Source organism: Bacillus cereus group sp. BfR-BA-01441, from assembly GCF_022663075.1.
In the GTDB taxonomy this organism is placed as follows: domain Bacteria; phylum Bacillota; class Bacilli; order Bacillales; family Bacillaceae_G; genus Bacillus_A; species Bacillus_A cereus.
Window position 1 is genome coordinate 19513 of sequence record NZ_JAKUEU010000012.1, and the last position, 19050, is coordinate 38562.

A 19050-nucleotide genomic window follows, 5' to 3' on the forward strand; every position below is an offset into this window, starting at 1 on the left:
TTAATGCACATTACAAGTTTATTACTTTAACTCCTTGTACGTAGATGTTTACAGAATCTACTGCTAGTCCTACAGTTTGATCTAATGTATATTTCACTTTCGTCTGCACATTATGTGCCACTTCTGAAATTTTCGTACCATAGCTCACAATAATATACATATCAATATGTACTTCATCTTCATCTTTACGAACAATAACACCTCTAGTGAAGTTTTCTTTTCGTAAAATGTCTGTTAATCCATCTTTTAACTGATTTTTTGATGCCATACCTACGATACCGTAGCAATCTACCGCGGCACCTCCAGCAATTGTTGCAATTACATCTGTACTAATATCAATTTGACCGTACTTCGTTTTAATTTCAATTGACATCTCGTTTCCCCCTTCATAAATGGTGAAAGTGAGCTAGACTACTTTAGTTACTATCATATAATCTTTTTAAAGAAAATTCCATCGTTCTTTCTTTTCACTCTCATATTTTATGTTTTAAATTACACTTTTTTATGATGAGCAAAATAGTCCATTGTTATTATACAACATGTACCACTATAATATGTCAAGCAATTTTTATGGATTTCAACTTTTCTTCATTGACATATAGTGTCAAGTAAATTTTCTTGATTTCTTTTTTCTACGGTGTTGCATTCTCTTTTTAGTTGTGTTAAATTATAGTAGTGTTTTTAGCATCGCATAAAAGACTAACATTGAAAAATTACGTATGGTAAGGTATCAAGGGAGGGAAATATAAATGGCTCGTGTTTGTGCTATTACTGGAAGAAAAGCTCGTTCTGGTAACTCTCGTTCTCACGCAATGAACGCTACAAAACGTAAGTGGGGCGCTAACCTTCAAAAAGTTCGCGTACGCATCGACGGAAAAGTTCAACGTGTTTACGTTTCTGCTAGAGCATTAAAATCTGGCAAAATCGAACGTGTTTAATAATAAAAAAAAGAGCCGATAGGCTCTTTTTTTACTATAACAATGGAAAAAGCACCGGTGATAGGTGCTTTTTTTAATCTTTTTTGAAGGTATTTAACATTGCACGAACAATTCCACCAAGAAATTTAGGTAACTTAATTGTATAAAATCTCATGGTTTCCCTCCTAATCCCCATTACTCCACTTGGTCACTATATGATGTAAGGAGCAAAATTGTTTCTTCAATCAGTGCTTCTTATCAACATTAATATGCCAGAAGTAAATGAAAAAGTACCTTTTTCCTCAACGAGTTCGTTACTAATACAAAGTGTTGATCCCCACTCTATTGTTTTATTAGTAAGCGGGTACTTAAAACCAAACAATGTAATCCCTTCCACTATTTCAGTAACTGGTACAAAAGATACATAAGGAAAATTTTTATTTTCTTCAATTATATGTGTACCCACTTTTTTAACTGTTATTTCATTTTTATTGTCCACAATACACATTTCTATCTCTACTTCTAACCCTTTTAAAAGCATCTGTATATTTGCCAAACCGTGATCAAGCCTTCCACCGGTAGCACCAAAAATACGAATTAGTGCCGGCTTCTGTCCTAATGCCCAGTTAATTGCAATTTCTAAATCCGTTTGATTTTTTTCTCGCGGAACAATATGTAATTCGTTCGTTTGCTGTCCCATCCATACTAATTCTTCTTCGGTAACTGAATCGTAATCTCCAAACGCAACAGCCGGTGTAATCCCTTTCTTTAATAGACGGTATACTCCCCTATCAACCGCTGCCCACACTACTTCCTCATTCTCATATCGAGCAAAATCTGCACAATATTCCGAAGGTCCTCCTGCCAAAATATGAATAATCATTTTTTCTTCCCCTTCCATTGTAAAAAGGCAATCTGCCATTCGGTAGATTGCCTTTTTACATATTTTTACCCTATCCTATAAATACCTTACTAGGATAAAAGTTCATCACTACCCACGAATTACGCGAATTGCTTCACCGCGGTCTTTTTGATTGTATACTGCTGACCCAGCTACAAGTACATTTGCTCCTGCTTCCACACAAAGTCTTGCTGTTTCAGCATTTACACCACCATCAACTTCAATTTCTACTTCTAGATTGCGCTCTTTCACCATGTCTGCAACTTGTTTAATTTTCGGTAATACAGAATGGATAAACTTCTGTCCACCAAATCCAGGGTTTACTGTCATAAGTAATACCATATCTATATCTTCTAATACATGCTCAATTACTGAAACTGGCGTATGTGGATTTAATACAACGCCCGCTTTAATACCATGAGATTTAATTAACTGAATTGTACGATGTAGATGTGGACACGCCTCTACGTGAACAGTAATAATATCCGCTCCCGCTTGTGCGAAAGTCGGGATATAGTTATCAGGATTTTCAATCATTAAATGTACATCTAATGGTAATGATGTAATCGGACGGATTGCTTCTACAATTAACGGTCCAATCGTAATATTTGGTACGAAATGTCCATCCATTACGTCAACGTGAATGTAATCCGCTCCGCCCTTTTCTACATCTTTAATCTCTTCCCCTAATTTTGAAAAATCTGCTGATAAAATCGATGGTGCAATTTTAATCATAACTAATACCTCGGCTTTCTCTCTCTAATTTCTTCTACGAATTGTTTATAGTTCTTATAGCGATATTCTGTAATCTTCCCTTCTTCAACCGCAGCTTTCACCGCACATTTCGGTTCAGAAAGATGTGTACACCCTCTAAATTTACAGTATTGGCTCGCTTCTTTCAACTCTGGAAAACAATATGTAAGATCTTCTACTTCTATATCAATGAAATCTAGTGAACTAAACCCCGGTGTATCTGCTACTAGTCCACTCCCAATTGCAATTAATTCTACGTGTCTTGTCGTATGCTTCCCGCGTCCTAAATGGGAGGAAATATCATTTGTTTTCAGCTCTAATTCTGGACGTAGCACATTAAGCATTGAAGATTTCCCCACACCAGATTGACCCGCAACGACAGAAACACAATTTTCTAAGTATGGTTTTAATATATCAATACTTTCTGACGTATTAATAGAAGTAAATAAAACATCATAACCCATCTCACGATAATCATTCGCATAAGCTTCAACAGTTGCTTTCATCTTTTCATCTACTAAATCCATCTTGCTAATACAAATAATTGGCTTAATGTTATGATATTCAATCAGCACTAAAAATCGATCTAACAGTCCAGGATTAAAATCTGGTTCTACTGCAGAGAACACAAGGATCGCTTGATCGACATTAGCAATAGGAGGTCTAACAAGTTCATTTTTTCGATCAAACACTTCAAGCACATAACCTTCAGTTGGATTATCTGCCTGAAAAACAACTTGGTCTCCTACAAGTGGTGTAATTTTATTTTTTCTAAATACACCTCGTCCACGACATTGCGTAACCCCTTCTTCATGCTGCACGTAATAAAACCCACTTAAAGCTTTTATAATTTTTCCTTGTGGCATAGAATTCTCCTTTTTTGTATAAGGTGATGCTGAATTTAAAAATGAATGGATTTAAATTTTCTAAATAACGATTTCAAAACCTACCATATATACTTTCGCTAATATACATTAAATTTCCCATTAAATGCAAAAAAATATTTACAGCTGCATCACGTTACTAGCTTTTTGAATCATATATTTTTGCCTGCTATACCGTCCACTTTGTAGACAGCATAACAGGCAATAATAATAAGTAGACTTTCACTATTATTGAGTTGGATATGGTACTTCTTTATCAATAATCGTTACTCCATCTCGTACAATTTTATAGTGTCCCTTTGAACCTTCTTGAATTACAAATTCTAAAGAAATAGTCGCTGATTCAGTAATTGTTCTCGTTTCAACCGGTCTATCCATTTTTTGCTGCATGTCTTCTTTATAAATTTCTATTGTTTGCGGCTTTTTTTCACCTGTTACAGCAGGCTCATATGGGATAGAGATATTGTCCAATTTTACCGTTTTAGTCACTTTAGGCTTTTGACCATCAGAGATAATAATAGTTACTTTATCTCCCTCTTTTAATGGTGTACCTGGTTTTGGAAATTGCGAAATTACAAGTCCTTTTTCGACTGTATCTGAATACTCTCGTTTTATATCTGACGTTAGTTTTCTCTCATTCAAATAACCAGTTACACTATTTTCAGTCCACCCCGAAAAGTCACCTGGTCTAATTTGATAAGGACCTTTACTTACCCAGATTTTCAGTTCTTGCTCCGCTTCTATAACCATTTGATCAGGCGTCGGAATTTGCTCTACAATTTCACCTTTCGGCTTATCATTTTCAATATAATTTACTGTAACTTGTTTATATTTTTCTTCTAACTCAGCTTTTACACTCTCAAAGTTTTGCCCTGTGAAATTCGCCATCTTACTTTTCTTTTTCCCACCTGATTGATAGATAGTAATTTTAGCGTTTTCTTTTACGACTCTTCCTGCTACAGGGTCCGTTTTTATTACATCCCCAACTTCAACATCATCTGTATATACAATATTAGGCTCCGTCACCTCAAAGCCCTTTTCTACTAATGTATTTACAGCTGTCGTGTATTTCATACCAGCCACATCAGGAACTTTCACATCTTTCGGAATAAATAATCCTGGAATAACCGTAAGCGCTAATGTTATTCCTATTGCTAAAAATAAAAATGTTGAAATTAAAACTTTAAGCCACTTGTTACTCCGTTTTTTCTTCTTATCTAACTCAGCTGCTTCTGCTCTTATCGGTTCTTCCACCTTACTCCCTTTTAAAACAATCGTTTCATCACTTACATTTTCAAATAATTGTTCTTGTTGAATAATCGGAATCGCTTTCGTCGCTTCCATATCTTCTGGTATGTAAAACGGTTGCTCATTTATCCTCTCTGGATATAGCGCAGTTTCAATATCTCGCTTCATCGCATTGGCAGATTGATATCGATGGAACGGATCTTTTGCAGTTGCTTTTAATATAATATTTTCAACACTTTGCGGAATATTTTCATTCCATCTTTTTGGTGATGGGATTTCACTTTGTAAATGTTTTAAAGCTATAGCAACAGCAGATTCGCCAGAAAACGGTTGTCTTCCTGTTAACAATTCAAACATAACTATCCCAAGAGAATAGATATCTGATTGTTTATTTGCTATTCCGCCACGTGCCTGTTCTGGTGATAAATAATGGACTGAACCGAGCACTGAATTTGTATGTGTAATTGTTGTTGCACTTGTAGCTGTCGCAATTCCAAAATCTGTTACTTTTATTATTCCATCAGCTCGAATTAAAATATTGTGCGGCTTTATATCACGATGCACAATTTCAAAATGATGGGCGTGTGCCATAGCGGATGTTAACTGCTCCATAATATCAAGAGCTTCTCCTATAGGTAACATCCCTCGCTCAATTATGTATTGCTTCAATGTTTGTCCTGGTACATATTCCATGACAAGATAGTATATACCATCTTCTTCTCCGACATCATACATATTCACAATATTTGGATGCGACAACGTTGTAACAGACTGCGCTTCTCGATGGAAACGTTTAATAAACTCTTCGTTATTTGAGTAGTCGAGTCTTAATATTTTTACCGCTACATCTCGGCCAAGTATATCATCATGAGCTAAATATACATTGGCCATTCCGCCACCACCAATCATTTTCAGCAGCTTATAACGGTCATTTAAGCGTTTTCCAATCAGCACGTTGCACTTCACCTACTTTCGTTTGTCGAACCCGCATAATCAATAAGAACAAGTGTGATATTATCTTCTCCACCGCGATCATTTGCCAATTGAATGAGACACTGCCCTTTACCTTCAAGCTGTTCATTTAACTGTAAAATTTGTCGCATATCATCAATAGAAACTTTGTTTGATAACCCATCAGAGCAAAGAAGTAATTGATCATCTTCCTCAATCACCAACGTTTTAACATCTAACCCAACTTTTTCTTCTGTTCCTAATGCTCTTAATAACACATTCTTTTTCGGATGATACTCTGCGTCTTCCTTTGAAATTTCACCATGTTTCACAAGCTCATTTACAAGCGAATGATCTTCCGTTACTAGCGTCATTTCTCCTTCTGATACCATATAGCAACGACTATCTCCTATATGCCCTATTGTCACAAAGCTTGGTGTACAAACAGCTATTATAAGCGTTGTTCCCATACCATTACATTCTGCATTTTGCTGAGCATATTCATATATACGCTCATTAATAATCCCAACACTAGTATGTAACCATTGTTCTACTTTTTTCGGCTCATTCATATTATGTGTTTGCTTCCAATAATCATGGAATAATTGAATGGTCATCGAGCTAGCTACATCACCAGCTCGATGACCTCCCATTCCATCTGCTACTACCGCTAATACATTTCCATCTAAATTGTGAAAAACTCCTGCACTATCTTCATTATGTTGACGAACTTTTCCTTTATCCGATAGAAATACGGCTTTCATCTCGTCACCTCGTCTCTTCTTTGCGCTCCTTCGCACGCAACTGACCGCAGGCTGCATCAATATCATGACCTTGTTCACGGCGAATCGTTACATTCACTCCACGATCTTTTAACGTTTTTTCGAACAAGAAAATTTGTTCACGTGGCGTACGTACATAATCACGTTCAGGTACGTAGTTTACCGGAATCAAGTTCACATGACATTTTACACCTTTTAAGAGCGCAGCAAGCTCTTCAGCATGCTCTACTTGGTCATTTTCTCCTCCAAATAATCCATATTCAAAAGTAATACGACGCCCTGTTCTATTTACATAGTATTTAATAGCTTCCATTAAATCTGGTAATTTATAAGCACGGTTAATCGGCATTAATTTTGAACGTAATTCTGAGTTTGGAGCATGTAATGAAATCGCAAAATTAATTTGTAGATCTTCTTCAGCAAACTTATAAATTTTCGGGATAATTCCACTCGTCGAAACAGTCATATGTCTCGCACCAATATGAAGTCCTTTTTCATGGTTAATGATGCGTAAGAATCCCATTAAATTATCATAGTTATCAAATGGTTCTCCAATCCCCATAACAACAAGAGAACTTACACGTTCTTCTGTTTCATCAAGCGCACGCTGAACTTCTACTACTTGCGCTACGATTTCTCCAGCTTCTAGGTTTCGCTTTAATCCACCAAGTGTCGAAGCACAGAACGTACACCCAATACGACAACCAACTTGCGTTGTTACACAAATGGAATTTCCATATTCGTGTCGCATTAATACCGTTTCAATAGAATATCCGTCATATAATTGGAATAAGAATTTAATTGTTCCATCCGAAGACGTTTGTTTTACTAACGTTTTTAAAGTAGTAATATCAAAGGAATTCGACAATTTATCACGCAATCCTTTAGAAAGGTTTGACATATCCTCATAATTTTTTACACGTTTTTTATATAACCAATCAAAAATTTGTCCAGCACGGAACTTCGGTTCTCCTTGTTCCTTTAACCAATCTTGCATTTCATGAAGTTGTAAAGAGTAAATTGATGGTTTCTTCGTTTCTAAATTTTTCTTTTGTTTTCTTACAGTCGTTTCCATGATGCTACACCTTCTTCCTTAAACAAGCAATATAAAAGCCATCCGTCGCAAAATAATGCGGTAAAATTTGCACTTGACCTTCATCAATATACGGAGTTAATTTTTCTGGCATACGCTCTTTAAGCGTAGTATCCCATTCAAATTCAGGATGTTCTTGTAAAAATTTCTCTATTACTTGTTCATTTTCTATTTTCTCAATTGTGCACGTACTATAAACAAGACGACCGCCTTGTTTTAATAATGGTGCTATTTTTTCTAGTATTGCAATTTGAATCGTCGATAATCTTTCACTATCGCCTTTATCTTTTCCTAACTTAATATCAGGTTTACGTCTAATTACACCAAATCCAGAACACGGTGCATCTACCAATATTTTATCAAACGTTTCATTTGCAAAGTGCTCTTGCACTTTTCTAGCATCTAGCGCTTTAGTTTCGACATTTTCTAGACCAAGTCGCTCTGCTTGCTGTTTAATTAAACGTACTTTGTGTGCATGTAAATCAAGGGACATGACCTTACCAGTTCCCTTTAATCGTTCCGCGATATGCGTTGTTTTTCCGCCTGGAGCAGCACAACTATCAAGAACTGCATCTCCCGTATTCGGTTCTAAAGCGCGTGCTACAAGCATAGAACTTTCATCTTGAATAGAAAGAAATCCTTTTTTAAACGCTTCTGTATGCGCTACATTTCCTCTTTCAATCTGAATAGCATCATCTGATAAGTCACCACGTTTTGCTTCTATACCTTCACTTGCTAACAACTCAATCGCTTCTTCTACAGTTACCTTATCAACATTCACACGCGCTGTTGGTACAGGGGGTAACATGTTTACTTCGCACATTTTTTCTGCAGTTTCTAAACCGTATTCTGAAGTCCACTCTTGGACAAGCCAAACTGGATGACTTGTTGTAATTGCAAGACGTTCTACTGGATCCTTGATTTCATCTACAGAAGGTACACCTTCTCTCTGAATCGAACGTAATACACCGTTCACCATACCAGCAATTCCTTTATGCCCGCGACGCTTTGCAATCTCAACCGCTTCATGAATAGCCGCTCTTTCTGGCACTCGGTCTAAATAAATCATTTGATATAAAGATAAGCGAAGCAATACTCTTACCCACGCCTCAACCTTCTTTTTTAAAAAAGGCTGTAAATAATAATCTAATGTGTCACGACGTTGAATCGTTCCATATACAATTTCAGTTAATAAACCAATATCTTTTCTATCAATTGCACTTTTTTCAATTAGATTATTTAAAAGTAAGTTGCTATATGCACCACTTTTTTCCACTTGAATTAAACCATCAAGAGCTAATTCACGAACATTTTGTCTCATGCATTTTCTCCTAACTTCGTTCCAATTTCAGGTTTTGTTCCACGTAAAAATTGTGAACAACTCATACGCTTTTTACCAGAAGGTTGCAATTCAGTAATTTTAACACCTGTTTCATTACTCGTTGCTACAACAAAACCATCTTCTTCGATTGCAACAATCGTACCTGCTTCAGCCGGTTCAGTTATAGGCACTTTTTCCCCCCACCATACTTTAACAACTTGTCCTGCTAATGTTGTATAAGCAACTGGCCATGGATTCAATCCGCGAATGTGATTGTATACTTCTTCACCTGTTTTTGTCCAATCAATTTTCTCTTGCTCACGTTTTATATTGTACGCAAACGTTACTTCTTCTTCGTTTTGTTTAATCGGTTCTAACTTACCTTGAATTAATAAAGGCACTGTTTTAGATAGAAGGTGTGCTCCTGCTTCACTTAATTTATCAAATAATGAGCCTGTCGTTTCACGCTCTTCAATTTCAACTTCCACTTGCGTTAAGATATCACCAGCATCCAATTTTTCTACCATATACATAATTGTAATACCTGTTTTTTCTTTACCTTCCATAATTGCATAATGAATTGGTGCACCACCACGAAGTTCAGGAAGTAAAGAAGCGTGAACATTAATACACCCATACTTTGGTGCTTCTAAAATTTCATTTGGTACAATCTGCCCAAATGCAGCTGTTACAATTAAATCTGGCTCTAATGCCAATACTTTTTCATATTCATCTTTTTCACGAATTTTTAACGGCTGTAACACAGGGATACCATGTTTTTCCGCTTCAACTTTAACAGGTGTAGGTGTTAATACTTTTTTTCTACCTACTGGACGATCAGGTTGCGTCACAACACCTACTACCTCATAGCCATCTTCAATAAGACGACGAAGCACCGGCACTGAAAAGTCCGGTGTTCCCATAAACACTACTTTTATCATTTAAAAACCGCTCCTTTTAACACCTATTCTAGTTCGTTTTCTTCATAATATCTTGTCACTTTCGATGTAAATAAAACACCGTGTAAATGATCAATTTCATGTTGAATTGCACGCGCTAAAAATCCTTCCGCTTCTAATAAGAATACTTTCCCACGGCGATTTTGCGCTCTTACTTTAATATAATCGGCACGTTCTACTTCACCATAAAGTCCCGGGAAGCTTAAACAGCCTTCGGGACCTACTTGTTCACCACGTTTTTCTAATATTGATGGATTGATTAACTCGATTTTCCCAGTATCATCATCGACATCAACAACCGCTACTTGCAAGCTTACACCTACTTGAGGCGCAGCTAAACCGACTCCGTCCGCAATTAACATTGTTTCATGCATATCTTTCAACAATTTCACTAACTTTTTATCAAAGTTAATTACTCTTTCGCATGGTGTTTCTAACACTTCATTTGGATGCTTTATTATTTCTAAAACTGCCATATTTCCCTCCGCTACATTAACATTGTTGGATTAAAATCAATTGAGATTTGTAGCTCTTTTTGCATTTCTGCTTGATAATGTTCATTTACCATTTTGAGCACGTTCTTTAAGTTTGGTTCCCGTTTGTATTTTATCATGCATTGATAACGATATCTATCTTTTATCCTTGGAATCGCTGAAGCAACTGGTCCTAGCACCATTGTTTGCTGTGAGCAATGCGTTCGTAAATACGAGGCAATTTTTTCCGTCACTTGTACCGCTTTTAATAATTCTGGATGAGATACAGTTACGAGTACAACATAGTAATATGGGGGATATTGTCTTGTTCGTCTCATTTGCATTTCTTGGTCAAAAAACACATCATATTGTTGGTTCTTCGCTAACTCTATACTGTAATGTTCTGGCGTATACGTTTGAATCACAACTTCCCCTGGCAATTCATGTCTACCCGCTCGTCCACTTACTTGCGTCAATAACTGATATGTCTTTTCACTCGCCCGAAAATCAGGTAAGTGAAGCATCGTATCTGCAGTTAAAACCCCAACGAGCGTTACTTTCGGAAAATCTAATCCTTTAGCAATCATTTGTGTTCCAAGTAATATATCTGCTTTTTCTTCCCCAAACGCCTTTAATAATTTTTCATGCATTCCTTTTCGACTTGTCGTATCTACATCCATTCGAATGACTCGCGCCTCTGGAAATAGTTTTGTAATTTCTTCTTCTACCTTTTGTGTACCTGTACCAAAGAAACGAATGTATGTACTTTGACAAGCTGGACACTCAGTTGGCATATTCTCTTCGTAACTACAATAATGACATTTTAAACGATGATTCATTTTATGATATGTCAATGAAATATCACAATGCGGACATTGGACAACATACCCACAATCACGGCACATAACAAATGTAGAATGACCTCTTCTATTTAAAAAGAGTACCATTTGTTCTTTCTTTTCTAATCGATCTGCTATTTTTTCATGCAGCGCCTTAGAAAACATTGATCGATTCCCGTCACGAAGTTCTTCTCGCATGTCAACAATCTCTACCGTTGGTAAAGCTTGTTCATTCATACGTTTTTCCATTGTTAATAGTTCATAAACACCTTTTTTCGCCCTTGCAAACGATTCAAGTGTTGGTGTCGCACTACCAAGAACGATAGGACATTTATGATATTGTCCTCTCCAGACAGCTACATCTCTTGCATGATACCTCGGATTATCTTCTTGTTTGTAACTTGATTCATGCTCTTCATCAATAATAATAATCCCTAAATTCTCAAAAGGCGCAAAAACAGCTGAACGCGCACCAACTACAACTTTCACTTCTTTTCTTAAAATCTTACGCCACTCGTCATACTTTTCTCCAACAGACAACGCACTATGAAGAACTGCAACTTGCGAGCCAAACCTACCTTTAAAACGATCCACCATTTGGGGCGTTAGTGCAATTTCAGGAACAAGAACGATAGCTTCTTTTCCTTTCTTGAGCACTGCTGCTATAGATTGTAAATATACTTCTGTCTTTCCACTTCCTGTAACACCATATAGTAAAAATGGATTATAAGTTTCATTTGTAATTGATGATAAAATCGGTGTAATAACTTGTTTTTGTTCCTCCGTAAGTGGAAATGGTTTTGTTTGTTCAAAATCATCATCGTCATACGGATTTCGGTATACTTCCACATACTTTTCTGAAATGAATCCCTTTTTAACAAGTGCTTTTATTGGAGTATCTGTTATTTGTAACTCTTCTGTAATTACTTTCAACGGTACACTTTTATAATTTTCCACAAAATAATAAAGTACATCTTGTTGTTTTTTACTTTTCAGTTCAAATGCCGCTAATTCCAATTTATCTTCTGGCAACTCCGGCTGAACCACTCTTTGCTTCTTCTTTTGTACTTTATCTTTCACTTGATAAACGACTTCAACCGTACCATTTTTAATTTCTTGTTGAATAGTTCGGTATAAATGTGGCTGTTGCTCGATTACTTCAAAATCAATTGCTTCTTTATCCTGAAATAAATATAGTATTTCAGGTGCTATTTCTTCCTGTTTACAAAGTTGTAGACGTTTTTTATACGTTGCTTTTATCGCAGTTGGAAGCATCACTTGAAAAGCTGAAATCATGTAACATAACGTTTCACTTGTAAGCCAATATCCAAGCTTTAATAATTCATCATTTAAAACCGGTGTTACATCTAATATTTCATGGATTGTCTTTAACTTCTTACTTTCTACATCCACCGAATCTTTAATCCCAATAATAAAACCTTGCAATTTTCTTGGCCCAAACGGAACTACTACACGCATTCCTGTCTGTACAATATCTTCCCATTTTTTAGGGATAATGTAATCAAATGGTCGATCTGTCTGACGGGCAGGTACATCAACAATTACACTTGCAAATTTCATAAACGATCATCTTCTAACATCATTTCAATTTGCTTCAATATTTCACGAGCTACCTCTTTTTTCATTAAAAGTGGCAACTCAATAACTTTTCCATCTTTTCTATACATTGTTACAATATTCGTATCCGTGCCAAATCCAGCTCCTTGTGCTTTTACATCATTCGCGACAATCATATCTGCATTTTTCTCACGTAGTTTTTTCGTTGCATATTCCTCTACATTTGTCGTTTCAGCAGCAAAACCGATAAGTAACTGTTTATCCTTTTTCTGACCTAACGTTTTTAAAATATCCACCGTTCTTTCAAGTTCAATGACAGCATCACCATTTTGCTTTTTCATTTTATTCTCATGCACATATTTCGGACGATAATCTGCAACTGCTGCTGTTTTAATGACAACGTCTACGTTTTGATAATGTTGAAGAACTGCTTCTAACATATCTTGTGCAGATTCCACTTGTACTGTCGTTACATGTAACGGTGGATTTAATGCTGTCGGTCCTGAAACGAGTATAACATCAGCGCCTAAATTTGCTGCCACTTCCGCAATCGCATACCCCATTTTTCCAGAAGAAAAATTCGTCATAAAACGAACTGGATCAACCTTTTCACGTGTTGGGCCAGCAGTTATTAATATTCTTTTTCCCTGCAATGGTTTGTGTTCTGAGAAAGCTTCCTCTAACCGTGCAATAATTGCTTCTGGTTCTTCTAGTCGTCCCTTCGCTACATATCCACATGCTAAAAAGCCTTCCCCAGGCTCAATAAATGTATATCCTAGCGTTTTCAATGTCATCATATTTTTTTGAACTATTTTATTTTCATACATATGCACATTCATAGCAGGCGCAATCCATACCGGAGCTGTAGTAGCTAACAAAGTAGTTGTAATCATATCATCTGCAATACCACCAGCTAACTTTCCAATACAATTGGCAGTAGCAGGTGCGACAAGTACAACATCCGCCCAATCTGCTAAATCAATATGAGCAATAACAGCTGAGTCTTTCTCATCAAATGTATCCGTATATACATCATGGCGAGAAAGCGCTTGGAATGTAAGAGGCGTAACAAACTTCATTGCCGACTCACTCATCATTACTTTTACAATCGCGCCAGATTGTGTCAATTTACTCGTTAACGCAGCTGCTTTAAAAACCGCAATGCCTCCTGTTACACATAGAAGTATCTTTTTCCCTTTTAGCATATGACTCGTCCTCTTTCTTTTTCAAACTTATAATACTGAAATAGAATTCTCAGCTCGTCAGTACCGATATTTCATTCCTTTCGTAAAAAAATAACAACCTACTTGTAAATAGGTTGTTACCGTTACATAGAAAATTATAAAGTCTATGTTTTATTTTGTCGAAGGCAAAGGCTTATTCAGCTACTTTATCTTCACTTGGTACGTAGCTTAATGCTTCTGCATCGATTTCTTCTAATGCTTTACCTACACATTTATGAGAAACAGGTTTTTCTACAACACAGTTATTAGCAAGTTGCATTTCACGCGCGCGTTTTGCAGCTACTGTTACTAATGTGTACTTAGAATCGATTTTTTGTAGTAATGAGTCAATTGATGGATTTAACATAATTATAGACCCTCCGTCATTTCTTTATAATATTTTGCTACCCTTTCGCGGCGGCAATGTTCGCCAACCACAATTGCTTTAATTCTATCACAAGCTAATTCAACTTGATCGTTTTCTACTACATAGTCGTAAGCGTCCATCATCTCGATTTCTTCTTTCGCTACAGTTAAACGATTTTCAATAACATCTTCAGTCTCTGTACCACGTCCGACAATACGGCTCTTTAGTTCAGATAAACTTGGAGGTGCTAAGAAAATAAATACACCTTCTGGGAAAGCTTTCTTAACTTGAATTGCTCCTTGCACTTCAATTTCTAAGAATACATCTTTTCCTTCTTGTAATGTTTTTTCAACATAGTCAATCGGTGTTCCGTAATAATTACCTACGAACTCAGCCCACTCAAGTAATTTTTCATTACGAATCATTTCCTCGAATTCTTCTCTTTCTTTAAAGAAATAATCCACACCATCTACTTCACCTTCACGCGGCTTACGTGTCGTTACTGAAATAGAGTACTGAAAACGTGTATCCTCATGGCTAAACAGCTCTTTACGAACCGTCCCTTTTCCAACCCCAGAAGGCCCTGAAAGAACGATGAGCAATCCTCTTCTACTTCTCATAAATATGTAAAACCTACCCTTCCTCACTTAAATCTTCTTTATTATTCAAACGATGTGCAATCGTCTCTGGTTGAATTGGACTTAATACAACATGCCCATCATCCATAACAATAACCGCCCTTGTTTTTCTCCCATACGTAGCATCAAGCAAAGCATTATGTTCGCGTGCTTCCTGTACTGTTCGTTTAATAGGAGCTGACTCCGGACTTACAATAGCAATAATTCGATGAGCAGATACAATATTTCCGTATCCAATATTTAAAAACCGCATGGCCATAGTTTGCGCCTCCTAGTAAGTCTATCCGATTTCTCCACCACGTATAACTTTATATATTTTTTGAAAGCTACTCAATATTTTGTACTTGTTCACGAATTTTTTCAAGGTTATTTTTCATTTCTACAACATATTTTGAAATTGTTAAGTCATTTGCCTTAGAACCAATCGTATTAATTTCTCTATGCATCTCTTGCACGATGAAATCCATTTTCCTTCCAACAGGCTCTTCAATCTGCAATGTTTCACGAAATTGCTCTAAATGACTTTGCAAACGAACTAACTCTTCATGAATATCACAACGCTCTGCAAAGATTGCGACTTCTGTTAGCAATCTTTGTTCATCTAGATCTTGATTATGTAATTCTTTTAAGCGATTTTCTAATCGTTCACGATATTTTTGTGTAACAATTGGTGCATGTGGAATAATTGCATTTACACAATTGCTAATCTCTTGTAAACGATACGCTATATCTTTATGTAATCGTTCTCCTTCGCCATCTCTCATCGTTTTCAACATATGAGCAGCTTGACGAACAGCCTCATATAAACTGTTCTCAAAATGTTCATTTACATTTTCTATTTCTTCAATTGCTGTTACTTCTGGCATTGCCATTAATTGCTGAAGTGTAATAGAATCTTGTAATTGAAATTTCCCTTTTATATCTTCCATCATCGATTGGTACTGCTCAAGAAGTGACCAATTCACACTTAATTTTCTTTCAACAAGTCCTTCACCCGCTATACTAATAGACACTTCAATGCGTCCACGTCGAACTTGCTGTGCAATTATTTTACGAATTTTGTCCTCAAATACCATCATTTGCTTAGGAAGTCGAATACTCATCTCTAAAAAACGGTGGTTCACCGATTTCATTTCTACTGTAATTTGAAAAGTATCACTTTCTACTTTCGATCTTCCAAACCCTGTCATACTAGAAATCATTTTTATCACATCCAAGCCATAAAATAACTCAATGAAAAAGGTAATAGAGACAAGGCTCTACTACCTTCTGTAAATTATATCACATTTTCATAACATTGACTATTTCAAGTTTAATCCCTTCTTATATAACATCGGCTTTTTCTTCTTAGCCTTTTTCCCTGTTAATAAAGAACCTACTAGTAAGAAAGTCGGAATTGATGACAAACCTCCAATTAATAACCAATCTCTTGCTTGTATCGGCATTGTGCTAAAGATCGGTTGTAACGGTGGATAATATATAACCACTAGCATAAGTAGTAACGAAATAATAACCGCCCCTACTAAATACACGTTCCCAAATGGATTACGGTGAAAGACAGAATGCTCACTACGACAATCAAATACATGAATAAGCTGTGCAAGTACCAACGTCGCGAACGCTACAGTTTGTGCATATTTCAGTTCATTTGGATGTTGGTTATACGCAATAATAAACGCCACTAACGTCACTGCTCCAATTAAAAACCCTCGACTTATTATTTTCCACGCAAGCCCTCTAGCGAATACCCCTTCTTTCGGGTGACGCGGTGTTCTCTTCATCACATCTCCTTCAGCCTTATCCAAACCTAATGCCATCGCTGGTAAACCATCAGTAACTAAGTTCACCCATAAAATTTGAATAGGAACCATCGGCAGTGGTAATGCAAGTAACATCGCAAATAACATAACTAAAATTTCTCCAACATTTGACGCCAATAAGTAGCGAATGAACTTACGTATGTTCTCGTATATATTTCTTCCTTCTTTAATCGCTGACTTAATTGTAGCAAAATTATCATCTAGTAAAACAAGTGAAGAGGCTTCTTTTGCAACATCTGTCCCTGTAATCCCCATCGCTATCCCAATATCCGCTGTTTTTATAGCTGGAGCATCGTTCACTCCATCACCTGTCATCGCTACTATATGTCCTTGATTTTGCAATGCTTTAACAATTTTCAATTTATGCTCAGGTGATACACGAGCGAATACATACGTATCTTCTACAACATTTTCTAATTCCTCCACATCCATATTCGCGAGTTCTACTCCTTCAACAACGCGTCCATCTGGTGGTAAAACTCCTAATTGTTCAGCAATCGCCATTGCTGTCACTTTATGATCACCTGTAATCATTACTGTTCGAATACCAGCTTCTTTACACTCTTTTACCGCCTGCGCGACTTCTGGCCTTGGCGGGTCAATCATACCTTGTATCCCAACCAACATAAAATCTTTTTCAACGTCTCTTTCATGTTCAATAGAATCCGTGACTTTTAAAGGTTTAAACGCAACTGCAATTGTTCGAAGCGCTTGACTACCTAAGCTATGAATAGCCGCCTGTACTTCTTTTCTATATAGCTCACTTAACGGCTGCTGCTTATCCCCCCATAAGATTGTTTGACTCATTTGCAAAAGAACATCCGGTGCTCCTTTCGTAACAATAAACTTTTTCCCCTCTCGATCTCGTACAATAACACTCATCATTTTTCGAGTTGAATCAAATGGAAATTCACGAATAATTTCAAATTTCCCTTTCAATGCCTCACGTGTTATCCCAGCTTTCATTGCTGCAGCTACAAGCGCTCCCTCTGTTGGATCCCCATCTAATACGTACGCCTTTTTCTTTTGCATAATATTTGCATTGTTACATAGTGAACCAAATGCAAGTAGCTGATAAAGTGATTTTGTCTTAGCTGGATTCACTTCTTTTTCACCTTTCATAAAAGAGCCATTAGGTTCATATCCTTGCCCTGTCACTTTCCACAATTCTCCGCCTGACCACATATGTGTTACCATCATTTTGTTTTGTGTCATTGTTCCCGTTTTATCAGAGCATATAACAGAAGCGCAGCCTAACGTTTCTACGGCCGGTAACTTCCTTACAATTGCTCTCTTTTTTATCATACGCTGTACACCAAGTGATAAAGCTACTGTAACAATTGCTGGCAATCCTTCTGGAATAGCCGCAACAGCTAGCGATACGCCAGCTAAAAACATATGATATACTTCATTCCCTTGATACACACCAGCCAATACAACGAGCGCTGTCAAAATAAGAGCTACAATAATTAATATTTTTCCGAGCTGTTCTAACCTTCTTTGCAGTGGCGTTTCCATTTGCTCTGCATTTTGCAACATATTTGCAATTTGCCCCATCGCTGTATTCATACCAGTTGCTACAACGACTCCTGTACCAGATCCTCGCGTAATCATTGTCCCCATAAAAGCCATATTTTTTTGATCCCCAATTGCAACATCTTGCCCTTGCAGTGCTTCTACCTTCTTTTGTACAGGTACGGACTCCCCTGTCAAAGCAGACTCTTCAATATATAAACTTGATGCCTCAACAAGACGCACATCAGCCCCAATACGATCACCACTGGAAAACTTAATAATATCACCTAAAACAAGTGCTTTAGATGGTGCTTTTACCCACTTTCCATTCCGCATTACAGTAACTTGCGGGGCAGCTAGTTCCTTTAAAGCTTCCAATGATTTTTCAGCTTTTCTTTCTTGAAAAAAGCCGAGAATACCATTGATAATAACAATGGCAACAATAGCAATAGAATCAATGTATTCACCTAAAAACGCAGAAACAATTGTTGCTCCAAACAAAACGAGTACCATGAAATCTTTAAACTGTGCTAAAAATACCATTAGTGCAGAAGGCCTTTTTGCTTCTTCTAATTCATTAGTACCAAATTTCTTTACTCGCCCTTCTGCTTCTTTCTCTGTAAGTCCAACCTTTACATTCGTATTCGTTCTTTCTTCCACTTCATGTGCTCGCATTCCATACCAGTTCATCCTGCTATCGACCTCCTGATTCCAGACATACTCTATTGAAAGCTTATTCAGCCTCGTCCAAAAAAATGCTATAATTAACATTTAGTTAGAAAGGAGTG

The 19050-nt window shown here is 36.8% G+C and carries 19 protein-coding genes; 1 reads left to right on the forward strand and 18 read right to left on the reverse strand.

The window, feature by feature from the left end; translation table 11 throughout:
• Positions 1-10: 10 nt before the first annotated feature.
• Positions 11-373 (reverse strand): Asp23/Gls24 family envelope stress response protein, encoded by a 363-nt coding sequence (locus tag MR107_RS07755; RefSeq protein WP_000021109.1) that lies wholly within the window; start codon positions 371-373, stop codon positions 11-13.
• Positions 374-749: 376 nt separating this feature from the next.
• On the opposite strand from MR107_RS07755, the gene rpmB reads away from it, so the two are divergent.
• Positions 750-938, forward strand: a complete 189-nt coding sequence (gene rpmB / locus MR107_RS07760; protein WP_000124776.1) for a 50S ribosomal protein L28 — start codon at positions 750-752, stop codon at positions 936-938.
• A gap of 73 nt (positions 939-1011) precedes the next feature.
• Here the strand turns inward: rpmB and spoVM are convergent, their stop codons facing one another.
• The 17 genes from spoVM to MR107_RS07845 form a co-directional block, all read right to left on the reverse strand.
• A complete protein-coding gene (gene spoVM / locus MR107_RS07765; RefSeq protein ID WP_001213599.1) occupies positions 1012-1092 on the reverse strand; it encodes a stage V sporulation protein SpoVM in 81 nt (26 codons plus the stop codon).
• Between the two features lie 66 nt (positions 1093-1158).
• Positions 1159-1839 (reverse strand): thiamine diphosphokinase, encoded by a 681-nt coding sequence (locus tag MR107_RS07770; RefSeq protein WP_002094119.1) that lies wholly within the window; start codon positions 1837-1839, stop codon positions 1159-1161.
• A 69-nt stretch (positions 1840-1908) separates the two neighbouring features.
• Positions 1909-2553: a ribulose-phosphate 3-epimerase gene (rpe, locus tag MR107_RS07775; protein ID WP_000589974.1), complete on the reverse strand. Its 645-nt coding sequence runs from the start codon at positions 2551-2553 to the stop codon at positions 1909-1911.
• Positions 2554-2555: 2 nt separating this feature from the next.
• Complete coding sequence (rsgA, locus tag MR107_RS07780; protein ID WP_001135536.1) at positions 2556-3437, reverse strand: ribosome small subunit-dependent GTPase A; 882 nt, start codon at positions 3435-3437, stop codon at positions 2556-2558.
• 246 nt (positions 3438-3683) lie between these two features.
• On the reverse strand, positions 3684-5657 hold the full coding sequence (gene pknB / locus MR107_RS07785; RefSeq protein ID WP_000904747.1) for a Stk1 family PASTA domain-containing Ser/Thr kinase: 1974 nt from the start codon (positions 5655-5657) through the stop codon (positions 3684-3686).
• Between the two features lie 8 nt (positions 5658-5665).
• The gene (locus tag MR107_RS07790; protein ID WP_059303489.1) at positions 5666-6418 is read right to left on the reverse strand and encodes a Stp1/IreP family PP2C-type Ser/Thr phosphatase; all 753 of its coding nucleotides are present in this window, start codon (positions 6416-6418) and stop codon (positions 5666-5668) included.
• A 4-nt stretch (positions 6419-6422) separates the two neighbouring features.
• Positions 6423-7511 (reverse strand): dual-specificity RNA methyltransferase RlmN, encoded by a 1089-nt coding sequence (gene rlmN / locus MR107_RS07795; RefSeq protein ID WP_000450540.1) that lies wholly within the window; start codon positions 7509-7511, stop codon positions 6423-6425.
• A gap of 4 nt (positions 7512-7515) precedes the next feature.
• Positions 7516-8850, reverse strand: coding sequence for a 16S rRNA (cytosine(967)-C(5))-methyltransferase RsmB (rsmB, locus tag MR107_RS07800; protein ID WP_001249666.1), 1335 nt, complete (start codon positions 8848-8850; stop codon positions 7516-7518).
• Positions 8847-9791 carry a methionyl-tRNA formyltransferase gene (gene fmt, locus MR107_RS07805; RefSeq protein ID WP_000598804.1) on the reverse strand — a complete coding sequence of 315 codons (945 nt, stop codon included), beginning with the start codon at positions 9789-9791 and terminating at the stop codon, positions 8847-8849. Before fmt ends, rsmB begins: the two co-directional genes overlap by 4 nt.
• Before the next feature lie 23 nt (positions 9792-9814).
• Entirely contained in the window at positions 9815-10285 is a 471-nt protein-coding gene (def, locus tag MR107_RS07810; RefSeq protein WP_000279455.1) for a peptide deformylase, read from the reverse strand.
• 11 nt (positions 10286-10296) lie between these two features.
• On the reverse strand, positions 10297-12702 hold the full coding sequence (gene priA / locus MR107_RS07815) for a primosomal protein N' (protein ID WP_242292226.1): 2406 nt from the start codon (positions 12700-12702) through the stop codon (positions 10297-10299).
• Positions 12699-13904 (reverse strand): bifunctional phosphopantothenoylcysteine decarboxylase/phosphopantothenate--cysteine ligase CoaBC, encoded by a 1206-nt coding sequence (gene coaBC / locus MR107_RS07820; protein ID WP_000911750.1) that lies wholly within the window; start codon positions 13902-13904, stop codon positions 12699-12701. The genes priA and coaBC overlap by 4 nt, the downstream gene beginning before the upstream one ends.
• A 172-nt stretch (positions 13905-14076) precedes the next feature.
• A complete protein-coding gene (gene rpoZ / locus MR107_RS07825; protein WP_000933960.1) occupies positions 14077-14289 on the reverse strand; it encodes a DNA-directed RNA polymerase subunit omega in 213 nt (70 codons plus the stop codon).
• Positions 14290-14291: 2 nt separating this feature from the next.
• A complete protein-coding gene (gene gmk / locus MR107_RS07830) occupies positions 14292-14909 on the reverse strand; it encodes a guanylate kinase (protein ID WP_001257741.1) in 618 nt (205 codons plus the stop codon).
• Positions 14910-14922: 13 nt separating this feature from the next.
• Positions 14923-15186 (reverse strand): extracellular matrix/biofilm regulator RemA, encoded by a 264-nt coding sequence (gene remA, locus MR107_RS07835; protein WP_001251456.1) that lies wholly within the window; start codon positions 15184-15186, stop codon positions 14923-14925.
• A 67-nt stretch (positions 15187-15253) separates the two neighbouring features.
• Positions 15254-16129, reverse strand: coding sequence for a YicC/YloC family endoribonuclease (locus MR107_RS07840; RefSeq protein ID WP_000625869.1), 876 nt, complete (start codon positions 16127-16129; stop codon positions 15254-15256).
• 99 nt (positions 16130-16228) lie between these two features.
• Positions 16229-18952: a calcium-translocating P-type ATPase, SERCA-type gene (locus MR107_RS07845; RefSeq protein WP_242292227.1), complete on the reverse strand. Its 2724-nt coding sequence runs from the start codon at positions 18950-18952 to the stop codon at positions 16229-16231.
• Positions 18953-19050: the final 98 nt, after the last annotated feature.